General features: G+C 42.1%; 21 protein-coding genes and 1 other RNA gene. 9 read left to right on the top strand and 13 right to left on the bottom strand.

The annotated features are described in order from the left end of the window. Window positions 1–53 precede the first annotated feature (53 nt). On the top strand, window positions 54–743 hold the full coding sequence (locus MF4640_RS09810; RefSeq protein WP_078389450.1) for a YggS family pyridoxal phosphate-dependent enzyme: 690 nt from the start codon (window positions 54–56) through the stop codon (window positions 741–743). 189 nt (window positions 744–932) lie between these two features. Further along, window positions 933–1,667 (top strand): hypothetical protein, encoded by a 735-nt coding sequence (locus MF4640_RS09815; protein WP_078389451.1) that lies wholly within the window; start codon window positions 933–935, stop codon window positions 1,665–1,667. A gap of 115 nt (window positions 1,668–1,782) precedes the next feature. Here MF4640_RS09815 and MF4640_RS09820 read toward each other — a convergent pair whose 3' ends face one another. Beyond that, a complete protein-coding gene (locus MF4640_RS09820) occupies window positions 1,783–5,376 on the bottom strand; it encodes an AAA family ATPase (RefSeq protein ID WP_010326023.1) in 3,594 nt (1,197 codons plus the stop codon). A 9-nt stretch (window positions 5,377–5,385) separates the two neighbouring features. Next, window positions 5,386–6,639, bottom strand: a complete 1,254-nt coding sequence (locus tag MF4640_RS09825; protein WP_078389452.1) for an exonuclease SbcCD subunit D — start codon at window positions 6,637–6,639, stop codon at window positions 5,386–5,388. 397 nt (window positions 6,640–7,036) lie between these two features. Here MF4640_RS09825 and MF4640_RS09830 point away from each other — a divergent pair, with 397 nt between their 5' ends. The 3 genes from MF4640_RS09830 to MF4640_RS09840 all read left to right on the top strand — a co-directional run bounded on the left by MF4640_RS09830 (window position 7,037) and on the right by MF4640_RS09840 (window position 9,775). After that, window positions 7,037–8,014, top strand: coding sequence for a GGDEF domain-containing protein (locus MF4640_RS09830; protein WP_078389453.1), 978 nt, complete (start codon window positions 7,037–7,039; stop codon window positions 8,012–8,014). A 334-nt stretch (window positions 8,015–8,348) separates the two neighbouring features. Then, window positions 8,349–8,795 (top strand): ABZJ_00895 family protein, encoded by a 447-nt coding sequence (locus tag MF4640_RS09835; protein ID WP_029574955.1) that lies wholly within the window; start codon window positions 8,349–8,351, stop codon window positions 8,793–8,795. Window positions 8,796–8,854: 59 nt separating this feature from the next. Further along, window positions 8,855–9,775, top strand: a complete 921-nt coding sequence (locus tag MF4640_RS09840; RefSeq protein WP_078389454.1) for a TIGR01777 family oxidoreductase — start codon at window positions 8,855–8,857, stop codon at window positions 9,773–9,775. A gap of 7 nt (window positions 9,776–9,782) precedes the next feature. Here MF4640_RS09840 and thiO read toward each other — a convergent pair whose 3' ends face one another. Beyond that, window positions 9,783–10,892, bottom strand: a complete 1,110-nt coding sequence (thiO, locus tag MF4640_RS09845) for a glycine oxidase ThiO (protein WP_010326028.1) — start codon at window positions 10,890–10,892, stop codon at window positions 9,783–9,785. A gap of 27 nt (window positions 10,893–10,919) precedes the next feature. Beyond that, complete coding sequence (hemB, locus tag MF4640_RS09850) at window positions 10,920–11,933, bottom strand: porphobilinogen synthase (RefSeq protein ID WP_010326029.1); 1,014 nt, start codon at window positions 11,931–11,933, stop codon at window positions 10,920–10,922. A gap of 108 nt (window positions 11,934–12,041) precedes the next feature. On the opposite strand from hemB, the gene MF4640_RS09855 reads away from it, so the two are divergent. From MF4640_RS09855 to MF4640_RS09865, 3 genes are all read left to right on the top strand, one after another. After that, window positions 12,042–12,539 carry a thioesterase family protein gene (locus MF4640_RS09855; RefSeq protein ID WP_004694841.1) on the top strand — a complete coding sequence of 166 codons (498 nt, stop codon included), beginning with the start codon at window positions 12,042–12,044 and terminating at the stop codon, window positions 12,537–12,539. Window positions 12,540–12,786: 247 nt separating this feature from the next. Next, window positions 12,787–13,938, top strand: coding sequence for an efflux RND transporter periplasmic adaptor subunit (locus MF4640_RS09860; RefSeq protein WP_010326030.1), 1,152 nt, complete (start codon window positions 12,787–12,789; stop codon window positions 13,936–13,938). Between the two features lie 6 nt (window positions 13,939–13,944). Continuing rightward, window positions 13,945–15,474, top strand: coding sequence for a DHA2 family efflux MFS transporter permease subunit (locus tag MF4640_RS09865; RefSeq protein WP_005400144.1), 1,530 nt, complete (start codon window positions 13,945–13,947; stop codon window positions 15,472–15,474). Window positions 15,475–15,570: 96 nt separating this feature from the next. Here the strand turns inward: MF4640_RS09865 and glpK are convergent, their stop codons facing one another. Continuing rightward, complete coding sequence (gene glpK / locus MF4640_RS09870) at window positions 15,571–17,055, bottom strand: glycerol kinase GlpK (protein WP_004984334.1); 1,485 nt, start codon at window positions 17,053–17,055, stop codon at window positions 15,571–15,573. Between the two features lie 130 nt (window positions 17,056–17,185). On the opposite strand from glpK, the gene ssrA reads away from it, so the two are divergent. Then, window positions 17,186–17,544, top strand: a transfer-messenger RNA (tmRNA) gene (ssrA, locus tag MF4640_RS09875). Between the two features lie 65 nt (window positions 17,545–17,609). On the opposite strand, the gene MF4640_RS09880 is transcribed toward ssrA, so the two are convergent. From MF4640_RS09880 to MF4640_RS09915, 8 genes are all read right to left on the bottom strand, one after another. Beyond that, a complete protein-coding gene (locus tag MF4640_RS09880; RefSeq protein ID WP_005400143.1) occupies window positions 17,610–18,770 on the bottom strand; it encodes a tyrosine-type recombinase/integrase in 1,161 nt (386 codons plus the stop codon). Window positions 18,771–18,956: 186 nt separating this feature from the next. Next, complete coding sequence (locus tag MF4640_RS09885) at window positions 18,957–19,439, bottom strand: class I SAM-dependent methyltransferase (protein ID WP_005400142.1); 483 nt, start codon at window positions 19,437–19,439, stop codon at window positions 18,957–18,959. Then, window positions 19,420–19,926 (bottom strand): hypothetical protein, encoded by a 507-nt coding sequence (locus MF4640_RS09890; protein WP_050764487.1) that lies wholly within the window; start codon window positions 19,924–19,926, stop codon window positions 19,420–19,422. The genes MF4640_RS09885 and MF4640_RS09890 overlap by 20 nt, the downstream gene beginning before the upstream one ends. Further along, window positions 19,926–20,309 (bottom strand): hypothetical protein, encoded by a 384-nt coding sequence (locus MF4640_RS09895; protein ID WP_004695858.1) that lies wholly within the window; start codon window positions 20,307–20,309, stop codon window positions 19,926–19,928. The genes MF4640_RS09890 and MF4640_RS09895 overlap by 1 nt, the downstream gene beginning before the upstream one ends. Continuing rightward, window positions 20,309–20,899 (bottom strand): HNH endonuclease signature motif containing protein, encoded by a 591-nt coding sequence (locus tag MF4640_RS09900; RefSeq protein ID WP_078389455.1) that lies wholly within the window; start codon window positions 20,897–20,899, stop codon window positions 20,309–20,311. The genes MF4640_RS09895 and MF4640_RS09900 overlap by 1 nt, the downstream gene beginning before the upstream one ends. 1 nt (window position 20,900) lies before the next feature. Continuing rightward, entirely contained in the window at window positions 20,901–21,146 is a 246-nt protein-coding gene (locus MF4640_RS09905) for a hypothetical protein (RefSeq protein ID WP_062034570.1), read from the bottom strand. After that, window positions 21,146–21,406 carry a hypothetical protein gene (locus tag MF4640_RS09910; protein ID WP_078389456.1) on the bottom strand — a complete coding sequence of 87 codons (261 nt, stop codon included), beginning with the start codon at window positions 21,404–21,406 and terminating at the stop codon, window positions 21,146–21,148. The genes MF4640_RS09905 and MF4640_RS09910 overlap by 1 nt, the downstream gene beginning before the upstream one ends. A gap of 8 nt (window positions 21,407–21,414) precedes the next feature. Further along, complete coding sequence (locus MF4640_RS09915; RefSeq protein WP_078389457.1) at window positions 21,415–21,687, bottom strand: hypothetical protein; 273 nt, start codon at window positions 21,685–21,687, stop codon at window positions 21,415–21,417. Window positions 21,688–21,713: the final 26 nt, after the last annotated feature.

Genomic DNA, 21,713 nt, shown 5'->3' on the forward strand with positions numbered 1-21,713 from the left:
ACAGTTTGTTGAAAGGCAAAGCAAAAAAGATGACCGAAATGAGACCCTCGTCAATGAATATCTTGCAAAATTCACGTCAACACGTGTTATCCCAAATTCAACAGGCCTGCGAAATTTCAGGGCGTGACGTGGAGTCTGTAGAACTTTTGGCGGTTTCTAAAACACATCCCAGTGAAGTGTTACGAGACATGTACGCTTGTGGTCAACGCGCCTTTGGTGAGAACTACTTACAAGAGGCTTTGCAGAAGATAGAGGTGCTACAGGATTTAGAGATTGAATGGCATTTTATTGGGCATGTACAACGCAATAAAACCAAACATTTGGCTGAACAGTTTGCATGGGTGCATGGGGTTGATCGTTTAATTATTGCAGAGCGTTTATCGGCGCAGCGTCTGATAACACAACCACCATTAAATCTTTGTCTACAGGTCAATATCGATGCTCAAGACAGCAAAGATGGTTGTCAGCCTAATGAGGTTGCTGGGTTGGTAAAAAGTATCAGTCAGTTGCCTCACATCAAGCTGCGTGGTTTGATGGTGATTCCTGCACCGAACAATACTCAAGCCTTTAAGGCAGCGAAAGTGTTATTTGACCAAGTGAAAGAGCTGCATGTTCACCCTGAAGATTGGGATACCTTAAGCATGGGTATGTCAGGCGATATGGTCGATGCGATTGCAGCTGGGTCGACTATGGTTCGCGTTGGAACCGCCTTGTTCGGAGCGAGAGATTATTCACAGCATTAAGTCTAAATAGGGCTTCTTGTGCTTAAAGGCCGCGAGAAGTGCTTAACTTACAATTATATAAAACTAATAGGCTGCTGAAAAAATAGGCTTAATTTAAACTCATGAATTGAACCGTCTATAGATTAGACAGATGAACCATGAAAAATGATTGCTGACAACGATAAAAATTGCATTTAGGATGAAGCCAAAATGAAAAAACTCTATTTATTTATCTCCCTGCTTTTGAGCTTATTTGTAGCAGCTTGTAGTAGTACAAATACCAAAATGAGTGAGATGAGTGCGGAAGCTACAGTTCAGAATGCTCAGGTCGCTAAAAGTGAAAAATTAGGCACCAAGTGGGGCGATGAGATCAGTTCAAACGTCACCGAAGTCAATTTAAAACGTTTATCCAGTAGCCCAATTGCTGAATCACAAGTTCGCTATGCCAGCAAAAAATACGTGGGGAAAGCCGTGAACAGCCTGTCATTGGCCGCTGGAAAAATCAGTTTTTCGATTGTAGATGATGCACAGCGTCCACTGCCTTTATTTCGAGATGGTCAGCAGTATTATTTATCTGGTAAAGATGGACAAAGTTATCAGCTCAAATACCAGAACCATAGCAATAGCACGTTTGAAGTGGTTGCCAGTGTGGATGGTTTAGATGTTATTGATGGGCGTGCAGCATCACGCAGCAATTCAGGTTATGTGCTTCGTCCACAGGGAGAGTTGATTATCGAAGGCTTCCGTAAGAGTGACTCTGCGGTGGCATCCTTTACCTTTAGTCGACCTGAAGATGCCTATGCTGCAAACTCAGATCATGGTTCCATCCAAAATACAGGTGTGATTGGTACCGTGATCTATCCGCTACAGTCTATGGCGGCTACAGACAAAGCCGCAGATGCATCTAAATATGCACCTCCACCAAAAGCATTCCCAGCGGATTAAAGCATTCGTTTGGATCTCACAGGGAGCATTTACATCAAGTAGGATGCTCCCTTTATTTCTAACCGAGAGATGGTGTCTTAAAACAAATCAAACTTTGACTTTCAAAAATGTGAAATTATCCGACCACCTCAATGGTACTGGCACCTGCGCCCAAAGCTTTGACTTGGATTTGCACAGGAATACGCTCATGCATTTCTTGGATGTGTGAAATCAGCACCACCTTACGTCCTTGATTTTGCAGTTGATCGAGAGCATTCATGACCATGTGCAGGGACGATGCATCCAAAGTCCCAAAGCCTTCATCAATAAATAGAGATTCGATTTTCATTGAGCCTGAGGCCATATTGGCAATGGCAAGAGATAGGGCAAGGGCAGTCAGGAAAGACTCGCCCCCAGAAAGTGATGCAACGGAGCGGATCTCTCCATCCATATCATGATCAATAATAGCCAGACTCAGCGAATGCTCTAAACGCTTTAAGGTATAACGCTGTGAGAGTTGGTTGAGCTGTTGGTTGGCATGTTCCAGTAAAATATCGAGATTATATTGCTGCGCATAATCACGGAATTTTTTGCCAGTGGCATCTCCCATGAGGCCTGAAATTTTCCCCCAACGGTGTTCTTCCTGTTGTATGGCTTGAATCTGATCTGCAAATTGCTTTTGTTTTGCGACATTTTGCTGATGCAATTCGATCTGAACTTTATATTGATCTCGTTGTTCAGCTAAAGTTTGCATATTTTCAACAAGTGTAGTGAGCTTAGAAATTAATATTTCAAATGCAATTTCAGGTTGATGCTCAATGTGTTGTTTGAGTTGTTCCTGAACGGTTCTAATTCCTGCTTGTAGATCTGCATAAGTACGTTCAACTTTTAAAATATCTTGTTTTAATTGCTGTTCTTGCTCGTGAGAAATCGTACTTAGTTGTTCTAACATTGCATACGTAAAATCAGTATTTTGGTTTAACCAGTGCTGAATATGGGTAGTCGCTTGCTCAGCTTGTTTTTGCAGTTGTGAGTTATGAGCAAGACATTCTTTTAGTATATTGTTTGTAATTTCAAAGTCTTGTCGGATTTGATCAAAACTTTGACGTGCATTTTTAAATTGCTTTTGTAAATATTGTTGGTTTTTATCAAAATTGGTTAACCATTCATGTGGCTTTTCAACGGTATTTTGCGTTATTTCAAAAATAACTTGGATTGCAATATCGCTATTTTTTGTGCCTTCAATGGTTAAATTTTCAATATGCTTTGCAGCTGAATGAATCTTTTCCTCACCGAATTTAATTTGCTGTACACATTGTTGATGTTGTTGAGTGGTTTGATCGAGTTGTTTGTTCAGATCATTTCGCTGTTTTAATGTGAGCTGACGTTGTTGCAAGCAGCTTGAAACGTGTTCTGCGGAATTTAATGTAGATTGCATCCACATTTGTTTTTCTGTGTCATTCAACAAACTTACGATATGCTGAATATTTGATTCGGCTTGTTGAACATTTGATAAATGCTGTGTTGTTTGTTGAATCGATTGTACAAGTTCATGACGTAGCTTTTGAGCATTTCCAAGTGAAGCTAAACTGTCTTCAAGCTGTTTTTGAGTTCGTTGAATATTCTCTTTTTGAGTCTGAATGATCTGAGTAAACACATCATGATTTTTTGAAAAATCAAAAGTGATATGAAGCGTTATAAGTTGATGTTCAAGCTCAGACTGGAGCTGTAGTCTTTGAGCTGTGAGAGTAGCCAGTTGTTTTGCATTTGCATCTATCAATACTGTTTGCTGAGTGAGTGTTGTTTGTAACTTTTGCCAAGTTTCAAATGCCACTTTTTCAAACTCAAGTGCTTGATGCTCTTGCTGTTCTTGTAGTTTCAATAACTCATCAGAAAAAGTTTCTTTTTCAGCATATGGGTGATGTGTACTGCCACAAACTAAACAAGGTTCACCATCGACCAAATCAGCTCTCAGTTTTTCAATATTTTTAGTATTCAGTAAACGTTGTTGTTGCAAGATTTTTTGCAGTCGTTCACGTGCGTTTTTTTGTTCTTGGTAATTAGATTCGGCAGTTTTTAATTCAGTTTGAGTTTGTATAATTTGCTGATTTAGCGTATTTCCCCAGCTTGTTAATTTGTGGTGTTCAGCATCAATCTGTTGAAAGTTGTGCCATTGATGTTGAATCACATTGAATTGATTTAATTTTTGTACAAGCTGATCACGCTCGATGCCCAAGGTTTTGATTTTTTGATTAAGTGGATCATCTTGACCGAATTGTATGGTTATGTCCTCAAGCTGTTTCTGTTTTGCCAAAAGTTGCTGATTGGCATGTTGCACATCACCATAATTTTTTTCAAATAGAGCGTAACTTTGAATAAAGCGTTGAATTTGGGAGATGTGTGCTGAAAGGGAATCATCCAAAGAACCAAAATGATTGGATGTTTCTAACTGCGCCGTATGTTGAGAAATACTGAGTTGTAATTGTTTAAGCTGATTTTGAACTAATTGTTCCTGATCAAGATGGGGAATCTGTTGATTCTCTAACTCTTTTATATCACTTTGAGCTTTACGAAGTTGCTCACCCAATAGACGGCGGTCTGCAATACGATCACGCACCAATTTAATTTTGTCTTGATGCTGAGTCTCAAATAATTGTAGTTGATTGTGCTCAGTATCTATTTTTTCAAAGGCAAGTTTTTCAGTATTGTATTTCTGTTCAACGGTATTGAAATCTTGCTGTGCTTTGAGCAATTGAGGTTGTAATTTGCCAAGATCAGTATTGAAATTCTTATGTTGAATGACATATGGGTGAATAGAAGCAAAGCGCTCAAGTTGGTGTAATTGTGCTTTTTGCGGAGCGAGTGCCTCAATATGTTGTTGTTGAAGTTTCAATTGTTGCTGACGACCTTGAATATCAGCTTCTAGTTTTTGTTTTTGCTCAAACCATTGTTGTTGTTTTTCCAGTTGCGACTTTTGAGCTTCAAGCTGTTTATAATCCCTGTCACACTGCTGAAACTCAGTCGATAATGCAGTGACTTGTTCATCGGTTAACAGTTCAATATGACCCAGTACATTTTCCAGTTCTTTGCGCTGCGTGGCGACGGATTTGGTTTTCTCATAAGCCAGTTGACCAATTTTCCCAAAAATAGCGGAATTGGTCAGATATTCCAGCAACTCACCGCGTTCATTGTCCCGTGCTTTTAAAAAAACGGTGACCTCAGATTGGGCCAATAAAACGGCACGAGTAAATTGTTCAAAACTGAGCTGTGTGATGCGTTTGATATTTTCATCGACGGCTTTGGCTTTATCCGCAACGACGACACCATCGGTGACACATTTTAAAGAACGCTGCACACTTTGCAGTTTGCCGTCTGCTTTTTCCCGCGAACGTTTTAATTCCCAACGTGCGATATAGCGTTTTTGGTCTTGTGCAATAAAGCAAAGCTCAGCATAACCATGTGCAGTGCCACGACGCAGTACGGTCAATGGAGAGTTGGTGAGCAGCTCTGAACCATCGACATCTTGTAGTTTGCCATCACTGTCTTTTAACCGTGGAATACGGTTAAACAGGGCCAAACACATAGCATCTAAAATGGTGGATTTACCTGCGCCTGTTTTCCCTACAATGGCAATCAGACCTGCACTGGCTAAGGGATCACTTTCAAAATCAATCAAATGTTCCCCAGAAAGTGAAGCAAGGTTTTTAATTCGAATCGATAAAATATTCATACTAAACCTTTAAGCCTCTTGTTCATCTGCAAGGGATTGTTCTGCTTCACGCATTAAGCTCATAAAATCGTTTAACACTTCTGCATCATTGTGATAACCCTGTTTTTCCCAAATTTGCTGAAACAGTTTTTCTGGTGTTGGCGGTTCTAAACTTACTTTAGCGGGTGCATTGGGGTCTTGCTCAGTCGCTAAATATTGGCGCGAAATACGGACTAAACGATAACGGTCTTTGGGGAGAGCCTCTTCGAACTGTTGTCTTAAATTGGGCTGCGGTGGAACAGCAGTATGGTATTCAATATCGACATATTCACGTTGATCAATCTCTGGGATAGCGCCTTGAGGCAATGCTTGCAGTTTTTCCAGTATTTCATTGAGTTCACCCCGTATCTTATGCAGTTGAATACTTCGTGGTATTGCTAAAACATTCAACTGAAAACGCGAGACATCATTTCGTGTGGGATCAAGTGTCACTTCAACAACTTGATGTTTATAGTTAATTTCACTAAAGGATAGTGGAATAGGGGAGCCACTATAGCGGATATGCTCTTCACCAACTTTTTGCGGTTTATGCAAATGTCCGAGTGCCACATAGTCAATGATTTCATCAAATAATGTCGTTGAGAGTGCTTCTTCATTGCCAATCACAATAGGACGCTCAGAGTCAGAGGTTTCGCCGCCTTGCATATGTGCATGAGACATTAAAATCAGGGCTTGATCTGCTGTTTTTCGAGCTTTGGCCTCGGCAATCAGTTGTTGATGCAAATAGGCAATCGCGTTTTGGCTATTGGTGGTGTGTTCATTAAAGCCTGTAATTTCAGCAGGACGTAAAAAGGGCAGGCTCAGACACCATGCCACAGTATTTTGTTGCTCATCTAAAATTGGCACCAATAAGTGCTCAAGATCGATCTGCTGTTGGCTATTTTTATGAATCACTCCCACCGCTTTGGCATTGTATTTGGCCAGTAACGGTTCAACCTGTTCAATGCGATAGCCTGAGTCGTGGTTGCCTGCAATCATCAGGGTTTGCATATGCGGTGCACGTGCATGCGCATCTGCTAAGAACTGATAGAGTTGCTTTTGTGCGGACGATGCAGGGTTGATGACATCGAAAATGTCTCCTGCAATCAAAAGCGCATTTGGCTGTCTTGCACTGATTTGTTCCAGTAACCATGCTAAAAACTGTTCATGTTCATACTGACGGGAATGGTTATAAAAAAACTGTCCCAAATGCCAATCAGATGTATGAAAAAAACGAACAGCCATAGATACCCCAAGCTCAAAGCGCAATAGAGCTATAAGCTAACATAAATCAAAATTATGCGATGGATAATTGTCGCTACGACGACAATCTTTGACCTGATAGTTGAGTGCCTATTTTTAAGTTGAATTGCACAGAAAAACTATTGAGCGATTATGTGAAAAAGAATGTGATGGGTTTATTTGATTAACACCATAGTAAAAAGATAAATTTTGATTAAAAAATGTTCTTTTAATGGGGTATTATGTAATTCTGTGAAATTGTATATCGTGTCGAAGTCGTAAATGAAATGTGAACATCGATCACGGATTCAATTTTGAGACTTTATAAGAATGATTTATGCAGAATGTCTAAAAAATAAGTTATGCCTTGAATAGGACAGGGTATAAGGAGAACATAACTATGTCTGATTCTATTTTCAGTTCGCCCCGTATTGTGAATGATCTGGTATATAAGACGCTGATTGAATCAACACTTGCTATTCCTTGGAGTATTGATTGGGGTACCAAAAAGTTTAGTTATATTGGCCCACAAATTGAAAAAGTGCTGGGTTGGAAGCAAGACTCGTGGAGAACAGTCGAAGATTGGGCGATGCGAATGCATGAAAAAGATCGTGCATGGGTGGTTGATTTTTGTGTGGCGCAGTCGATTTCTGGGGTTGATCATGAGGCGGATTATCGCGCACTGACCATAAATGGAGAATATATTTGGATTCGCGATGTGGTGCATGTAGTGCGCAAACCCAATGGGGAAGTCGATAGTTTGGTTGGATTTATGTTCGATATTTCGGAGCGTAAAAAACAGGAACAAGAGTTAGAAATACTGAAAAAACAACTGGAAGAATATTCGTATCAAGACGGTCTGACGGAGATTGCCAACCGTCGCTTCTTTGAAGATAGCTACCAACGTGAGTGGCTCAATGCCCAGCGTGAACAGCAACCTTTGACCCTCATCTTATTGGATATCGATTATTTTAAACAATACAACGATCATAATGGTCATCTTCTCGGTGATGCTTGTCTGAAACAGATTGCACAAATACTGAAAAAAAGTGTCTCACGACCACGTGATTTGGTCGCACGTTTTGGCGGGGAAGAGTTTATTTTGATATTGCCTGATACAACACAAGCGTCTGCAATTGAAGTGGTGGAGCGTATTTTACAGAGTATCCGTACCGCTGATATTTGCCATAGTACATCACCATTGGATCAGCGTTTATCGGTCAGTTTAGGGGTGAAGACCATTATCCCAACGCAAAAAAATGACAAAATGGCCTTTTTAAAAGAGGTCGATCAGAATCTGTATTTGGCCAAAGAGCGGGGACGTAATGGTTATGTCATTCAGGATGCAGAAGACGTCCAGCACTTAAACTCATATTAACTTTTAAGGGCTTCTTGATCTATTGAGGTGAGGGAGCACTGAAAAATCAGTCCTCAAAAAAATAAAGACCGACGATTCGAGTGATGATGAAATCGTCGGTCAAAGAAAACTGCTTCACGCTTAAATGTCGGCTGCTGACAACATTTAAATTTGGAGCCAATCTTATTGCTCTAGGAAAGGTCACCGTACGTATTGTGGATGCCGGTACAATGTTGACGGTTGCTGCGACCTTGTACCCTATTTAACGCACATCAACTTCGATTGGTTGACATGAAAATGAAAAAAAACTGAATTTTTTTTATAATGATTTTTTGGCTGGGTTTAAAGTAGCGCTATGATTTCGCTAACACGATATTTTCTCTGGTTTTTTTTCATATGTTTTGTCTTTAGTTGTGTCTGTGGTGTACTCGCTGCTCTACTTCCGACAGGGATGGGAGCGGTATTAACGGCTGTACCTTATTTGGTGGCCATGATTTGGGTTTTACTTAAATTTATTAAGCAACAACGCCGTGCGCCAACCCAAGTAGAACGGAAAAAATTCACTTTAGGTTTTAGTTTGATTTTTTGGAGCTATAACTTTGCCTTTCTCATGTTAGGTTTATTTATCTTTGCGCAGGGAGATGCTGAAGTTTGGCAAAACTTTATGCTCTACGTCCAACAACCGCAATTTATCAGTATGGTGGTGATTCTGATTTTATTGATCGCGATTCCGCTGTATGTGCTGACGTACTGGTTTTATGGCAAACAAGCAGAGCGTATGGCAGCAAAAATAATCGATTAATCGTAAAGCTTTCTTCTAAATGCTATAGTTTGAGCAAAAGCATCATTTGAGATCACGCTATGCAAAAAGAACGTGTATTGGTGACAGGAGCAAGTGGTTTTATTGGTTCAAACTTGCTCGATTATTTATTAGAAAAAGATTATGAAGTGATCGGCTTAAGTCGACAGAAAAATTTGCCTAAAATTCACCCACATTTAACTTGGATTCGAGCTTTAGAAGAACTCAAGCATGATCGCATTGATTATGTGGTGAATTTGGCTGGGGAAAGTATTGCTCAGGGGCGTTGGACAGATGCCCGCAAACAAAAGCTGATCGCCAGTCGCGTTGAAATGACGACGATGCTCTATCAATATCTCGCTAAAAGAAAGATTAAACCGAAATGTATTATTTCAGGTTCAGCGGTGGGCTATTATGGTATCGATCCGACTGAACAATGGACAGAGTGTTGTAATGAGCAGTCAGCGCCGCAGTCTATTTTTATGTCAGAGTTGTGTCAAAAATGGGAACAATCTGCACGGCAAGACACATCGCAAAATACCAAAATTATTCGTTTAGGTGTGGTCTTTGGACGTGGGGCTGGCATTTTGCCGCAAATGTTGTTTCCGATCAAAATGAACTTATGTGGACGTATTGGTTTGGGGCGGCAACCTGTGGTGTGGGTGCATATTCAAGATGTACTGCGAGCGATTGAGTTTCTAATGTTGCATGAAACCACTGCACAAGTCTTTAATGTCGTCAGTCCAGAAAAAGTTACCCAGTCAGCGTTTGCACAAACTGCAGCGCAAATTCTAAAACGTAGACCTGTACTTTCTTTACCCGCTTTTGTGTTGAAATTACTTTTAGGCGAGCAGTCTCAACTGGTGTTGAATGGTCAATTTGTTCGCCCCGAAGCATTGAAAGCACAGGGATTTGAGTTTAAGTATCCGACTTTAAAAGAAGGATTGATCCACATTATTCAACCGCAAAATTTACCCAAGTAGCGTTTGATCAAGCAAAGCTTACCAAACGCTCAGGGCTATAGGTACTGGCGTCAACCGTTAAGTTTTGGCCTAACATCAATTCGCGTAGCAGTCGTGCAGATGCAGGCCCCATACATAGACCATTTCTATAGTGACCGAAATTTGCCCAGAGATTGGCTATTTCAGGGAAGGGGCCGATATAAGGGACGCCCGTTGGCGAACTTGGGCGTAGACCTGCCCAATGTTTCACAATTGGGAAATCGGCCAGCTCAGGTACCATATCCAAACAGGCTTTATAAATATTTTGCTGGGTTTGTAGTGAAGGGCGTTGGTCAAAACCGACATCCGCCATGCTTGAACCACAAACGATATGACCGTCCAAACGTGGAATCAGATACATAACCTGATTCATACACATGGTTGGTAGCCAGTTTTCCGGGGTTTTAAACAGTAACATTTGCCCTTGTACGGGGTTCACTGGAATGCTGCACTGGAGTTGTTCGGACCAATGCTGTGACCATGCGCCTGTTGCAATCACCACATGATCCGCTGAATAGCTCTGACCATCAGCAGTTTTTATCCCTTGAATTTGCTGATTGAGCATGTCAAAGGTATGTACCCACGCTTGCTCATGAAAGGTGACTTGTGGCTGCCGTTTGAGATATTCCACAATCGACTTGAGCAGTCGCGGATTGCGGACGTTGGCCAATTGCGGAAAATGGATGGCTTGTTTAAAGCGTGAGGAAATGCGTGGATTGACCTGTTCTAGTTGCTCGCGTTGTAAAAGTTCACAATGCTGCATCGGTTCTTGATGTTGATCTTTATAATTTAGGCCAATGTCAAAATCAGTTTCATCAAAAATCAGCATACCTGTTTCGTGGATTTCAAAATCTATCCCCGAAACCGGACTAATTTTTTGATTCCATGCTTGATACATGCACTTGCCATATTTGGCGAGGTCATTGACACTTTGTGGATAGCGCCATGGGTACATCGGGGAGAGAATCCCTCCACCTGCCCATGAAGCCGCTTGCCCCGCTTGTTGTTGATCAAAAATTTCAACAGAACAACCGTGTTCAATCAGCTCAAGCGCTGTCAGTAAACCACTGATTCCCGCGCCAATGATGGCAATATGCATTGCAACTCAATCCTTCTAAACGCGCTGTTATTTCATATCTTTTAGTTTTAGTGCAGCTTCTTCTGCAAAATAGGTCCAGATGCCATCTGCACCCGCGCGGCGGCAGCTCATCAGTGATTCAATAATCACGTTGTCCGATAACCAGCCGTTTTGGATGGCCGCTGCGAGCATGGCATATTCGCCACTGACTTGGTAAACGAAAGTAGGCACGCCAAAGTTGTCTTTGACTTCACGGACAATGTCCAAATACGGCATACCCGGTTTCACAATCACCATGTCAGCCCCTTCTTGAATATCAAGGGCAATTTCATGTAATGCTTCTGCGCGGTTGCCTACATCCATTTGATAGTTGTATTTGTTGCCACCTTTAAGATTGCTGGATGAACCGACCGCATCACGGAAAGGGCCATAGAAGCTCGACGCGTATTTTGCTGAATAGGCCATGATTGAGGTGTAGATATGACCATTGGCTTCAAAGGCTTGACGAATCGCACCGATACGACCATCCATCATGTCACTTGGCGCAAAGACATCTGCTCCAGCTTCAGCGTGGCTTAAGCCTTGTTTGATCAGTGCTTCAACGGTTTCATCATTGAGTACATAACCTGTGTCATCTATGATGCCGTCTTGACCATGCGTGGTATACGGGTCAAGTGCGCCATCGGTAATCAGCACCATTTCAGGTAATTCTTTTTTGAGCAGACGTAGCGTGTTTTGAACCACACCATCTTCACGCCATGCTGCTTCGGCACTTAAGCTTTTATCTTCTTGGGGAGTAACTGGAAATAGCGCCAGTTTCGATACGCCAAGTTCAAGTAAACGTTCTGCTTTTTTTAAGAGTAAGTCCGCAGATAGACGCTGCACATTCGGCATACTGGGAATGTCTTGCGTTTGGTTCTGTCCCGGCAGTACAAATACCGGATAGATAAGATGATCTGTCGTTAAATGGGTCTCGCGAACCATAGAGCGCAGATGTTCATTTTTACGAATACGGCGCATGCGAGTAGCGGGGAAGGCGGGACGATTGAACGTATAGGTCATACAAATCTCGATAATCGGTATTAAACTAGGTCAGTATTGTAGACCTATCTTATGGCTTTGGGCACATATTGACGGGTTTTTATTGTTTTAAGAGTGAAGCAGATTGTTATGAGTAGTGGTGAAAAAAGCTGGACGGGCAGCATACACTTAGGAGCAAAAGTGGATATTGATGTGGTTTTTGAGCAGTTGGTTAAGGCTTTTAATGCGTCGCCATTTTTTAAGCACAACACCATGACCATGCGAGTCGTTGACGGGCAAATTGAAGCCTATATCGATATGCAAGATTACTTAATTGGCAATGTTGCGTTCCAAATTTTACATGGGGGCGTGGCTGCAACGGTTTTAGACAGTATTGGTGGCATTGTAGCGATGGGAGAACTGTATAAAAAAGCGGAACCTGACACGATTGCGGACACCATTAAAAAAGTATCCCGTTTAGCTACAGTCGATATGCGGGTCGATTATCTCGCGCCGGGACGTGGAAAATACTTTATTGCCCGTGCTGAAACCCTAAGATTAGGGCGTAAAGGCTGCACGATGCGCATGACCATGGTCAATGATGAAGGCAAATCGATTGCAACAGCGATTGCTTCTTATGCTTATTAGTTTTAAGTTAATTAAGTAGTTAATATTCAAGTGAAATTTACAGCATCTAATAGGAAGTTGGATGCTGAAAACTAAAATAGACTGAGCAGTTACAATTTATTTTCTCAAAATGTGATTATTTGCTCTTAGAATGCATCAAATTTTATTGTGACTTTCTCATCGACACCAATGCAGACAATACTTGTCTGATGTCCCTTTCGTAGGGATGATGCCGGCTGACCAAGTCTGTTAGATTTAGGAAAAATCAATGACAGATGCCTCAAATACACTGCCAGATACTGATCCAGTCGATCAAATCAATGATCAAGCACTGAAAGCCAAACGTAAGAAAAGCTTAGGTTTTGTGGCTGTGATCCTGATCATTACTGCCATTTTATTCTTGATTTGGAAACTGTTCTTTAATCATTCGGTTTCAACTGATAATGCCTATGTGGGTGCGGAAACGGCCTCGATTACTTCTATGGTGACTGGCCAAGTTGAAAAAGTGTTGGTCAGTGACACGCAAACTGTAAAGCAAGGTGATGTGCTGGTTTTGGTCGATCATCGTGATGCTGAAATTGCTGTAGCCCAAGCTCAGGCCGAATTACTTAAAGCACAGCGCCAGTATAAACAAAGTGCGGCCAACAGCAGCTCTTTAAACTCGCAAGTCTTTGTTAGCGATGATGCTATTCACAGTGCTGAAGCGCAAGTGGCTAAAGCCAAAGCGGAGTTAGATAAAGCGCAAGATGACTTGAACCGTCGTCAGCAGTTGAGTGCGACAGGCGCGATTTCTAAAGAAGAATTAAGCACGGCACAAGCTGCTTTAAATAATGCACAAGCGGGCTATAACTTGGCGCAAGCGGGTTGGGCGCAGGCTAAATCCAGTCAGAAAGCTGCGCAAAGCAATTTGGCTGCAAATGAAGCTTTAATTCAAGGCAGCAATGAAAATTCGACTCCCGATGTTTTGGTTGCTCAAGCAAAACTGAAACAAGCTTTACTTGATTTAGAACGTACTGAAATTAAAGCACCATTTGATGGGGTGGTGACGAGCCGAAAAATTCAAGTTGGACAGCGTGTGGCGCCGGGTTCGGTGCTCATGGTGGTGGTGCCAATTTCACAGATATATGTCGATGCGAACTTTAAAGAAAGCCAGCTTGAAAATGTACGCCCAGGTCAAAAAGCGGTTTTAACCTCAGACCTCTATGGCGACTCGGTTGAGTTCCATGGCACGGTCTTGGGCTTTTCCGGTGGAACAGGTTCAGCCTTCGCGCTGATTCCTGCACAAAATGCCACAGGCAACTGGATTAAAGTGGTACAGCGTTTGCCTGTACGTATTCAACTCGACCCGAAAGAGTTGGCTGAACATCCTTTACGTGTCGGCTTATCTATGGAAGCTCAAATCGATTTGAAATCGAAGTAGTTACGCATGAATAGCTACGTTCCTTATGGTGACTTAAAGGGTGGTCGCCTTATGCTGGCGGCCTTCGTCCTCGCTTTGGCTAACTTTATGGTCGTGCTGGACATGACCATTGCCAATGTTTCTGTGCCTCATATTACAGGGAGCCTTGCCGTATCGAGTTCGCAAGGAACATGGGTGATTACCTCTTATGCCGTGGCTGAAGCGATTTGTGTCCCTTTAACAGGCTGGCTCGCAGGTCGTTTTGGTGGCGTGAGGGTTTTTACCTTAAGTCTGATTGGCTTCACCATATTTTCGGTATTTTGTGGTTTATCGACCAGTTTAGAAATGCTGGTTTTCTGCCGAATTGGCCAAGGTTTATTTGGTGGCCCGATCATGCCGCTCAGTCAGATGTTACTGATGCGGATTTTTCCTCCAGAAAAGCAATCCCAAGCCATGGGCATGTGGGCAATGACGACGGTGGTTGGCCCGATTCTTGGTCCGATTTTAGGGGGAACCATCAGTGACAACATGTCTTGGCACTGGATTTTCTTTATTAATATTCCCGTCGGTATAGCGTGTGCTTTTGCTGCGATGCGTCTACTTAAACCTGCGGAAACAGCAACGGCCAAACTCAAAATTGATCGCGGTGGATTGATCCTCCTGATTTTATGGATTGGGGCATTACAGCTCATGCTCGATTTGGGGCATGAACGTGATTGGTTTAATAGCCCTGCGATCGTGATACTGGCTTTAACGGCTGTGATTGGCTTGGTGATTTTTACCATTTGGGAGCTGACCGAACGGCATCCAGTGGTGAATATCCAAATCTTTAGATACCGTAGTTTCACGATTTCTGTCTTGGCACTGGCCTTTGGCTTTGGCGCATTTTTCGGCAGTATTGTACTGATTCCGCAGTGGTTACAGATCAATTTGGGCTATACCGCAACTTGGGCTGGTTATTTAACCGCAACCATGGGTTTTGGTAGTTTAGCCATGTCACCCATTGTGGCGAAATTGGCAACCAAATATGACCAACGTGCACTGGCCAGTTTTGGTTTGAGCATCTTGGGCGGGGTGACCTTGATGCGCTCGTTCTGGACCACAGATGCAGACTTTTTTGCATTGGCATTGCCGCAAATCTTGCAAGGCTTTGCTGTACCATTTTTCTTTATCCCATTATCAAATATGGCACTGTCATCGGTATTGCCGCATGAAATGGCATCTGCCGCAGGTTTAATGAACTTCTTAAGAACCATGGCAGGTGCGATAGGTGCCTCTATTGCTGTCACTATTTGGGACGACCATACCAAAGTTGCACGTAGCGAAATGGTCGGTAGTTTGCATACAGATCAAACTCAGTCGGTGTTGATGCAGCAGGGAATGAGCGCGGAAGGTGCATTAGGTTATATTTCTAGTTTGGTGGATAAAGAAGCGTTGACTCTATCGGCAAACTATATTTTCCTAATCTTGGCCTTGGTGTTCCTATTTGCAGCATCTATTATTTGGCTCTGTCCTAAACCTAAAATAGGGGCAGGCGGTGGCGGGCATGCGCATTAAGGTAATAAAAAACCGCTTTCTTGAAGCGGTTTTTTATTATGCATGTTATGCAGTTTTATGATGTTTTTGTTATCTCAAAACAATAGCGTTAAATAATCAAAGTTCTGACTTTGCACGCTTTAAGGCAGATTGCCATTGTTGCAAATGAAACTCACGTTGATCTGGACTCATTTTCGGTTCAAAAGCACGTTCAAGCTGCCAAGACTGTGCAATTTCATCCAAACTTGAAAATACGCCAGACCTTAAGCCTGCCATAGCAGCCGCGCCCCATGCGGTCGACTCCTGCATCTTAGGGCGTAGTACAGGCACATTTAAAATATCGGCTTGAAACTGCATGAGCATGTCATTTTGACTGGCGCCACCATCGACACGGAGCTCTTTCAGCGGCTGCTGGATATCGGCTTGCATGGCGGTCAGTACATCCGAGACTTGAAAGGCAATGGATTCTAAGGCTGCACGAGCAATATGGGCCTTATTGGTGCCGCGTGACATTCCACATAAGAGGGCACGCGCTTCACTGTCCCAATGTGGCGCACCAAGTCCAGTAAATGCAGGAACAAGCATAACGCCATCGGTATCTTTAACTGTACAAGCTAATTTTTCAACATCGCTACTTTTTTGAATAATGCCTAAATTATCCCGTAGCCACTGAACAATCGCACCTGCCATAAATACACTGCCTTCTAGGGCATAAGTGGTTTGATTTTGCGTTTTCCAACCCAGTGTCGAAAGCAGTTTGTTGTTACTGTATTGAACGGTCTCGCCTGTATTGAACAGCATAAAACAACCTGTGCCATACGTGTTTTTTGCAGTCCCAATGTCAAAACAGGACTGTCCAAACAGTGCAGACTGCTGGTCGCCTAATATGCCTGTGATCGGAATATTGGCACCGAGCAAGCCTGCCGCGGTATCTGCGACGTAGGTATCTGAGTTGATGATTTTCGGTAGTAATGCAGACGGAATATTAAATAAATCTAATAGCTCTTCATCCCACTGCTGGGTACTTAAGTTCATGAGCATGGTGCGAGAGGCATTGCTGACTTCCATGACATGTTGAGCACCTTGGGTAAGATTCCAAATCAGCCAACTATCAATCGTGCCAAAGGCCACATGCCCCTGTTCAGCCAGTCTGCGTAGACCATTGACATGCTCAAGTAACCAGACCAATTTTCCTGCACTAAAGTAAGGGTCAATTCGGAGTCCAGTTTTGGATTGAATCTTATCTTTTAAGTTTTGCTGTAGGAGCTGATTGCACCATTCAAATGCGCGACGGTCTTGCCAGATAATGGCTGGTGCAAGCGGCTGTCCTGTGCGCTTATCCCATACGACAGTCGTTTCTCTTTGGTTAGTAAGGCCTATGGCTTTAATGTCTTTGGCTAAAATACGAGCAGAGGCCAGAGCCTGCTGTACAACAGCAATTTGTGAGCTCCAAATCTCTTGGGCATCTTGTTCTACCCAGCCTGATTGAGGGGTATGTATACGTGTTTCGCGTTGCGCCGTTGCCTGAACTTGACCTTGTTCATTGAAAATAATGGCACGACTCGAAGTGGTTCCTTGGTCGAGTGCAAGTAAGTAGCTCATAAATTATTTTATTGTTGGACTTGAAAACCAAAATATTAGCGCAATTATATAATTAAGCGCATCAATATGTGTGTTTGTTTAGAAAATAGATCGTATTTTCTAGCAACTATGCTATGATTACCGCTACTTTGGGGGTGTTTCTGGCTTCGACGCTGGTGATGAAACTCATAGATGCATGTCGAGAGCGCATTTTCTCTCGTAAATCAAATTTGCATTTTTTAGTCGCAAACGACGAATCATACGCTCTAGCTGCCTAAGGGCAGCTTGTCCGCCTCTCCGAATACTTGTGGTTAGAGAGTCCGACTGAAGCGCACGCACACAAGTCCGTATAAAACCAAGCCTCGGGGTTTTGTACTAAATTAAGAGGATCGCGATTTGTACCCTGTTCGTCGGGTCACAAAGAGTTAAAACAGTAGACGATATCTAAGCATGTAGTATTCTCGAGCGTAGTGCTGGCGGACGCGGGTTCAACTCCCGCCACCTCCACCAAAATTCCCCAAATAAAACAAGCGCCTTAATAGGCGCTTGTTTTTTTTGACAGGTTTTTGACAGGTTTAGTCTGTCTTGAGCTTTCCCATCTCTATTTTGTTCTTATCCCCATGCATCCACTTCGCATAGCGCTTCATCATCATCTGTAAGCTATGGCCCATCTGATTAGATACAAAAACGGGGTTTAAGCCATCCATAAGCATCATAGTCGCATAGGTGTGCCGAGCGTTGTAAGCAGGGCGGTGACGAATACCGCATGCTTTTAGTGCCGCTACCAACCTATTACGTGGTGGTTTCTCATTAAAAAAAGGTTCACCAGTTTCAGGGCAGAGCATCAAATATTTACTCTGAATATTTCTATCCTTTTTATATTTGATTAACTCTTGTGCTGCTTTCTTGGATCGTGCATTCAAACAAACTTCACGCGCCGTGTGAGTTTTCGTCACGTTTTTTTCAACACCGCGAACCCGACTTTTATTAACTTTGAACATTCCACTAAAAAAATCAAAATCTGACTCTTTTAATGCAATTAGTTCAGAGGGGCGGCATCCAGTCCAAAAAGCTAGTTCGTAGTACCAATAATATAAAATTTCATCTCCCTTTAAAGTCGTTTTAAGATTTTCAAGTATTGCGTCCATTTCTGGTCTACTAAAGGGATCTGGAATATCAACTTGTACTTTTTTATTCCGTATGCTGTCTAAAGGGTTTTCTGTAATAAATTTATTTTCCATTGCACAATCGAAAACCCCACGTAAAGGAATCAGGCAATTATTTAGAGTTTTCGCTGTTTTAAAATCACGATCAATAATAGCCTCTTTAATGTTCTCAATTGATATTGAGTTGATTGGCATAAGTGCGAAATAACCCATCCAATGAAATTCCAAAATATTTAAATAACCTTTTTTGGTATCGGTATTACTTTCACAGAATTTAAGATATTTCTGAGCGACCTCTTGAAATAGAATACCGCCGTTGACAATGACTGCATCATCATCAACGAGCTGGCCTCTTGCTTCGGCAATATCACTGTCAGTTAAAATACCCCATTCAGCCTTTGTTACTAACTGAGCTCTAATTTTAGCGGCCGCCGAGATACCTTCTGCACTTGGGGGGTGAGGTAGCGTGATGTTGTACTCTTTCTTTCTTCTCTCGAAGTAGATTTGGATCGCCCCGTTTCTGATCCGCACGCCTGTTGGCATCGACTTTGTGCTTTTTGAGTCAGCCATTCATTGAAACCTTTAATTGAGTAGTAAATATTTCCATCTTGTTTAGTCCAAACAAGATCTTCTTGCCAATTTTTACGGCGGTGGGTCAGTTTCTCTTCATTAATGCCTGTAAGTGCTGAAAACTGGCTGGCACTAACCCAATCTAATGGGATTAGACCGAAGCGCGAAAGTAGTTCTAAGAGTTCCTCATTCATATCTCATCTCCATTTTCATGAAAGTGATCCAGTGAGTATTTGCACGCTTTCCACTGATGTGTCCAAACACAGGCTTTTGATCAGTCAAAGCTAAAATTTCACTGACTTTAATTTGTGTTTCATTCCACTTGAAAATAAGCACACCGCCGTCGGCCAACACGCGAAAACATTCCTCAAATCCTTTTTGAATATCTTCCCGCCAGTTTTCTTTCAGCTTTCCATACTTCAAAGCTAGCCAGCTTTCATTTCCTGCTTTGATCAAATGCGGTGGATCAAATACAACTAAACTGAATTGACCATCTTTGAATGGCATTGCTCGAAAGTCCATTTCAATATCAGGTGTTACCTCAAGAGAGCGACCATCACATAAAATGTGCTTTTCAGTACGAATATCTCCGAATACGACATTTGGATTTGTACGATCAAAATGCATCATGCGAGAGCCGCAGCAGGGGTCAAGGATTGGGGCATTCATGACTTTGCTCCTGTGCTTCGATCATGGCTTTATTCTTTGCAACAATCTCCAAGCATTCAGCATGAGTTCCAACAAAGAAATTAGCTTTTTCAGATGGGTCGATTGCTTCAGCAAACCAGGTGCCAAAAAGTATTTCTTTATTGACATGCGCTTGAGTAAATTTATTGATCTCCATGATTTCACCAAGATCAATGCAATCTCCTAGGCAATCGAAATCAGATTCATTTGAGCAAAAGTTTTCAGGTTCATCATTGTCTTGCCAATAACAAGAAATATTTTCTTTCGGCACCAAAACAAACCCTTCAGGAACCGCTTGGGCTTTGGCTGCTTGCCATCCTTTTTTAAACAAATTGAATGCAAGGACTGTATCACTGTTTTCATAAGGGTTTTCGTAGTCACCCCACTTCTGATCCAAGCAAAATCCAACTTCATCAGCTTCAACTTCAAAAGCTTCTTGGATTAAATTGTTTTCTTCCTGAATATCCATCACGCGACCTCATAGAAGCGCTTAGCTTCATCAAAATCAGAAGTAATTAACTCAACACCATCTTTGTAGCAGTGCACGATTTCACCGTACTTAAAAGCTTGTTCAGCCTGCTGCATGTTTTTGCACTGGTACATCGGTTCTTTAAACCAGTCTTCTGTATAAAACATTTGTTTCTGGTGTTCTTCGGTTGTACCTTCCCACTCTTGAACCTGAAAATACTCATCAAATGACTCAATCATGAACTCATTACCTTCAGCTTTAGTCATTGCTCTGTAGCGAGCCAAAGCACGTTCAGCAATTTCTTTTGATGCAGCAGGTGATTGCTCATGAGTACTATCATCTTCAGGACAGATTCCTATGCACCACAATTTATTATTTTCCATCACGCCACCTTCAAGTTATGCGTTTTATTTTTGATCTTCGCCATCAAGACACAGGTTTCATTTGTTTCTGGTGTGGCAAGCTTTCGATAAGATTGATTTAAGCGAACAAGCTCAGCGCGACTAATCAACATCAGATTTTCAAGTCGACAGTCTTGCTTGTTCATATTTTTAAAAACAAGAACATGGTTATCTGGTATCTTCCCGTGGTGCTGCTCCCAAATCCAGCGGTGCTTTGATTCAAAAACATTTGGTTCAGCAACCTTTACCTCAACATAACCATCAACGGTGATTCGCTCATAACCGACAGGCCTGTGATTAAGGGGTGTATTTCCTTTTTTAAAGGATGTTGAGTTCGCACCCATATAACCCTTTAAACCTTTATTCCAAGATTTTTGACCAAGTGAAAAGCATCCTGTTCGACCTGTTTTTAATCCCATGCGCAGACATTTGGCCTTGATGCTATCTACTGAAAGCTTGTAGCCAAACTTTTCATTAAATTTACAAGTTAGTTCAGTACGTGGCGTTTCCTCATGCTGACGTAAAAACATCAGCATTTCTTCTGTGTACTTAATCGCAATACCTTTCGCCATATCAAACACTCACATTCATATCACCAACAGAAATCTGTGGCGCTTCTTGATTCGTGTTAAGCCCTTTGTATTGAGCCACCAGTTTTACCGCTTCCAGTTGAGTTTTGTGCGCATCCACAATCTGCTCACTCACTTGCGACATGGTTTGAGCGCGTTTAACCTCAGTTTCAAGCTCATCTTTATCAGCCTTGGCTAAACGATCCAACTGATCAAACAGATGCTTGTTTAAATCTTTCAATGTACTCATCACGCCACCTCAATCTTCTTATTCAGCGCTTCAATAAATTGCTTGCCGATAGTTAACCAGTGATTTAGAAAATCCCACCAAAGCAACTGGCATGCTTTATTCATTTTTCCGTTCTGCCAAAGCACTATTTGTCTGCGCTCTTTCGGCATTTTGGGATTTATACAAGTGATAGAACCATCAGCATTTGTCTTTGCGGTAAAACCAACAACAGATAAAAACATCGTGAATTGGTCCATGTGTCTTTTAGGGATTTTTTTCATGGTGAGGCCTATTTACCCGAGCCAAACTGCATTTGATGCTTAACAGCCATGGCTTTCTGATGTTCAACATCATCGGCACAGCCTTTCAAAATCAATATTCCAAAACTGAAAATACTGATCATCAGCAGGGTGCTTGCTGCAAAGTTCTTTACCAACTCAATAACTGGCTTATGTTGTGGCTTTGTTTCCTCCAAGGTCGGTTCTTGGTAGAGGATTGCAGAAGTTTGGCTTTTGGTTGCGCCAAATTCAGGTAATTTGCTATGAGATGCGCGTTGATTCATAATTAGCCTCGTAAGCGTGCAAGTGT

Origin of the sequence: Acinetobacter sp. MF4640 (genome assembly GCF_002018895.1) — a bacterium.
In the GTDB taxonomy this organism is placed as follows: Bacteria; Pseudomonadota; Gammaproteobacteria; order Pseudomonadales; family Moraxellaceae; genus Acinetobacter; species Acinetobacter johnsonii.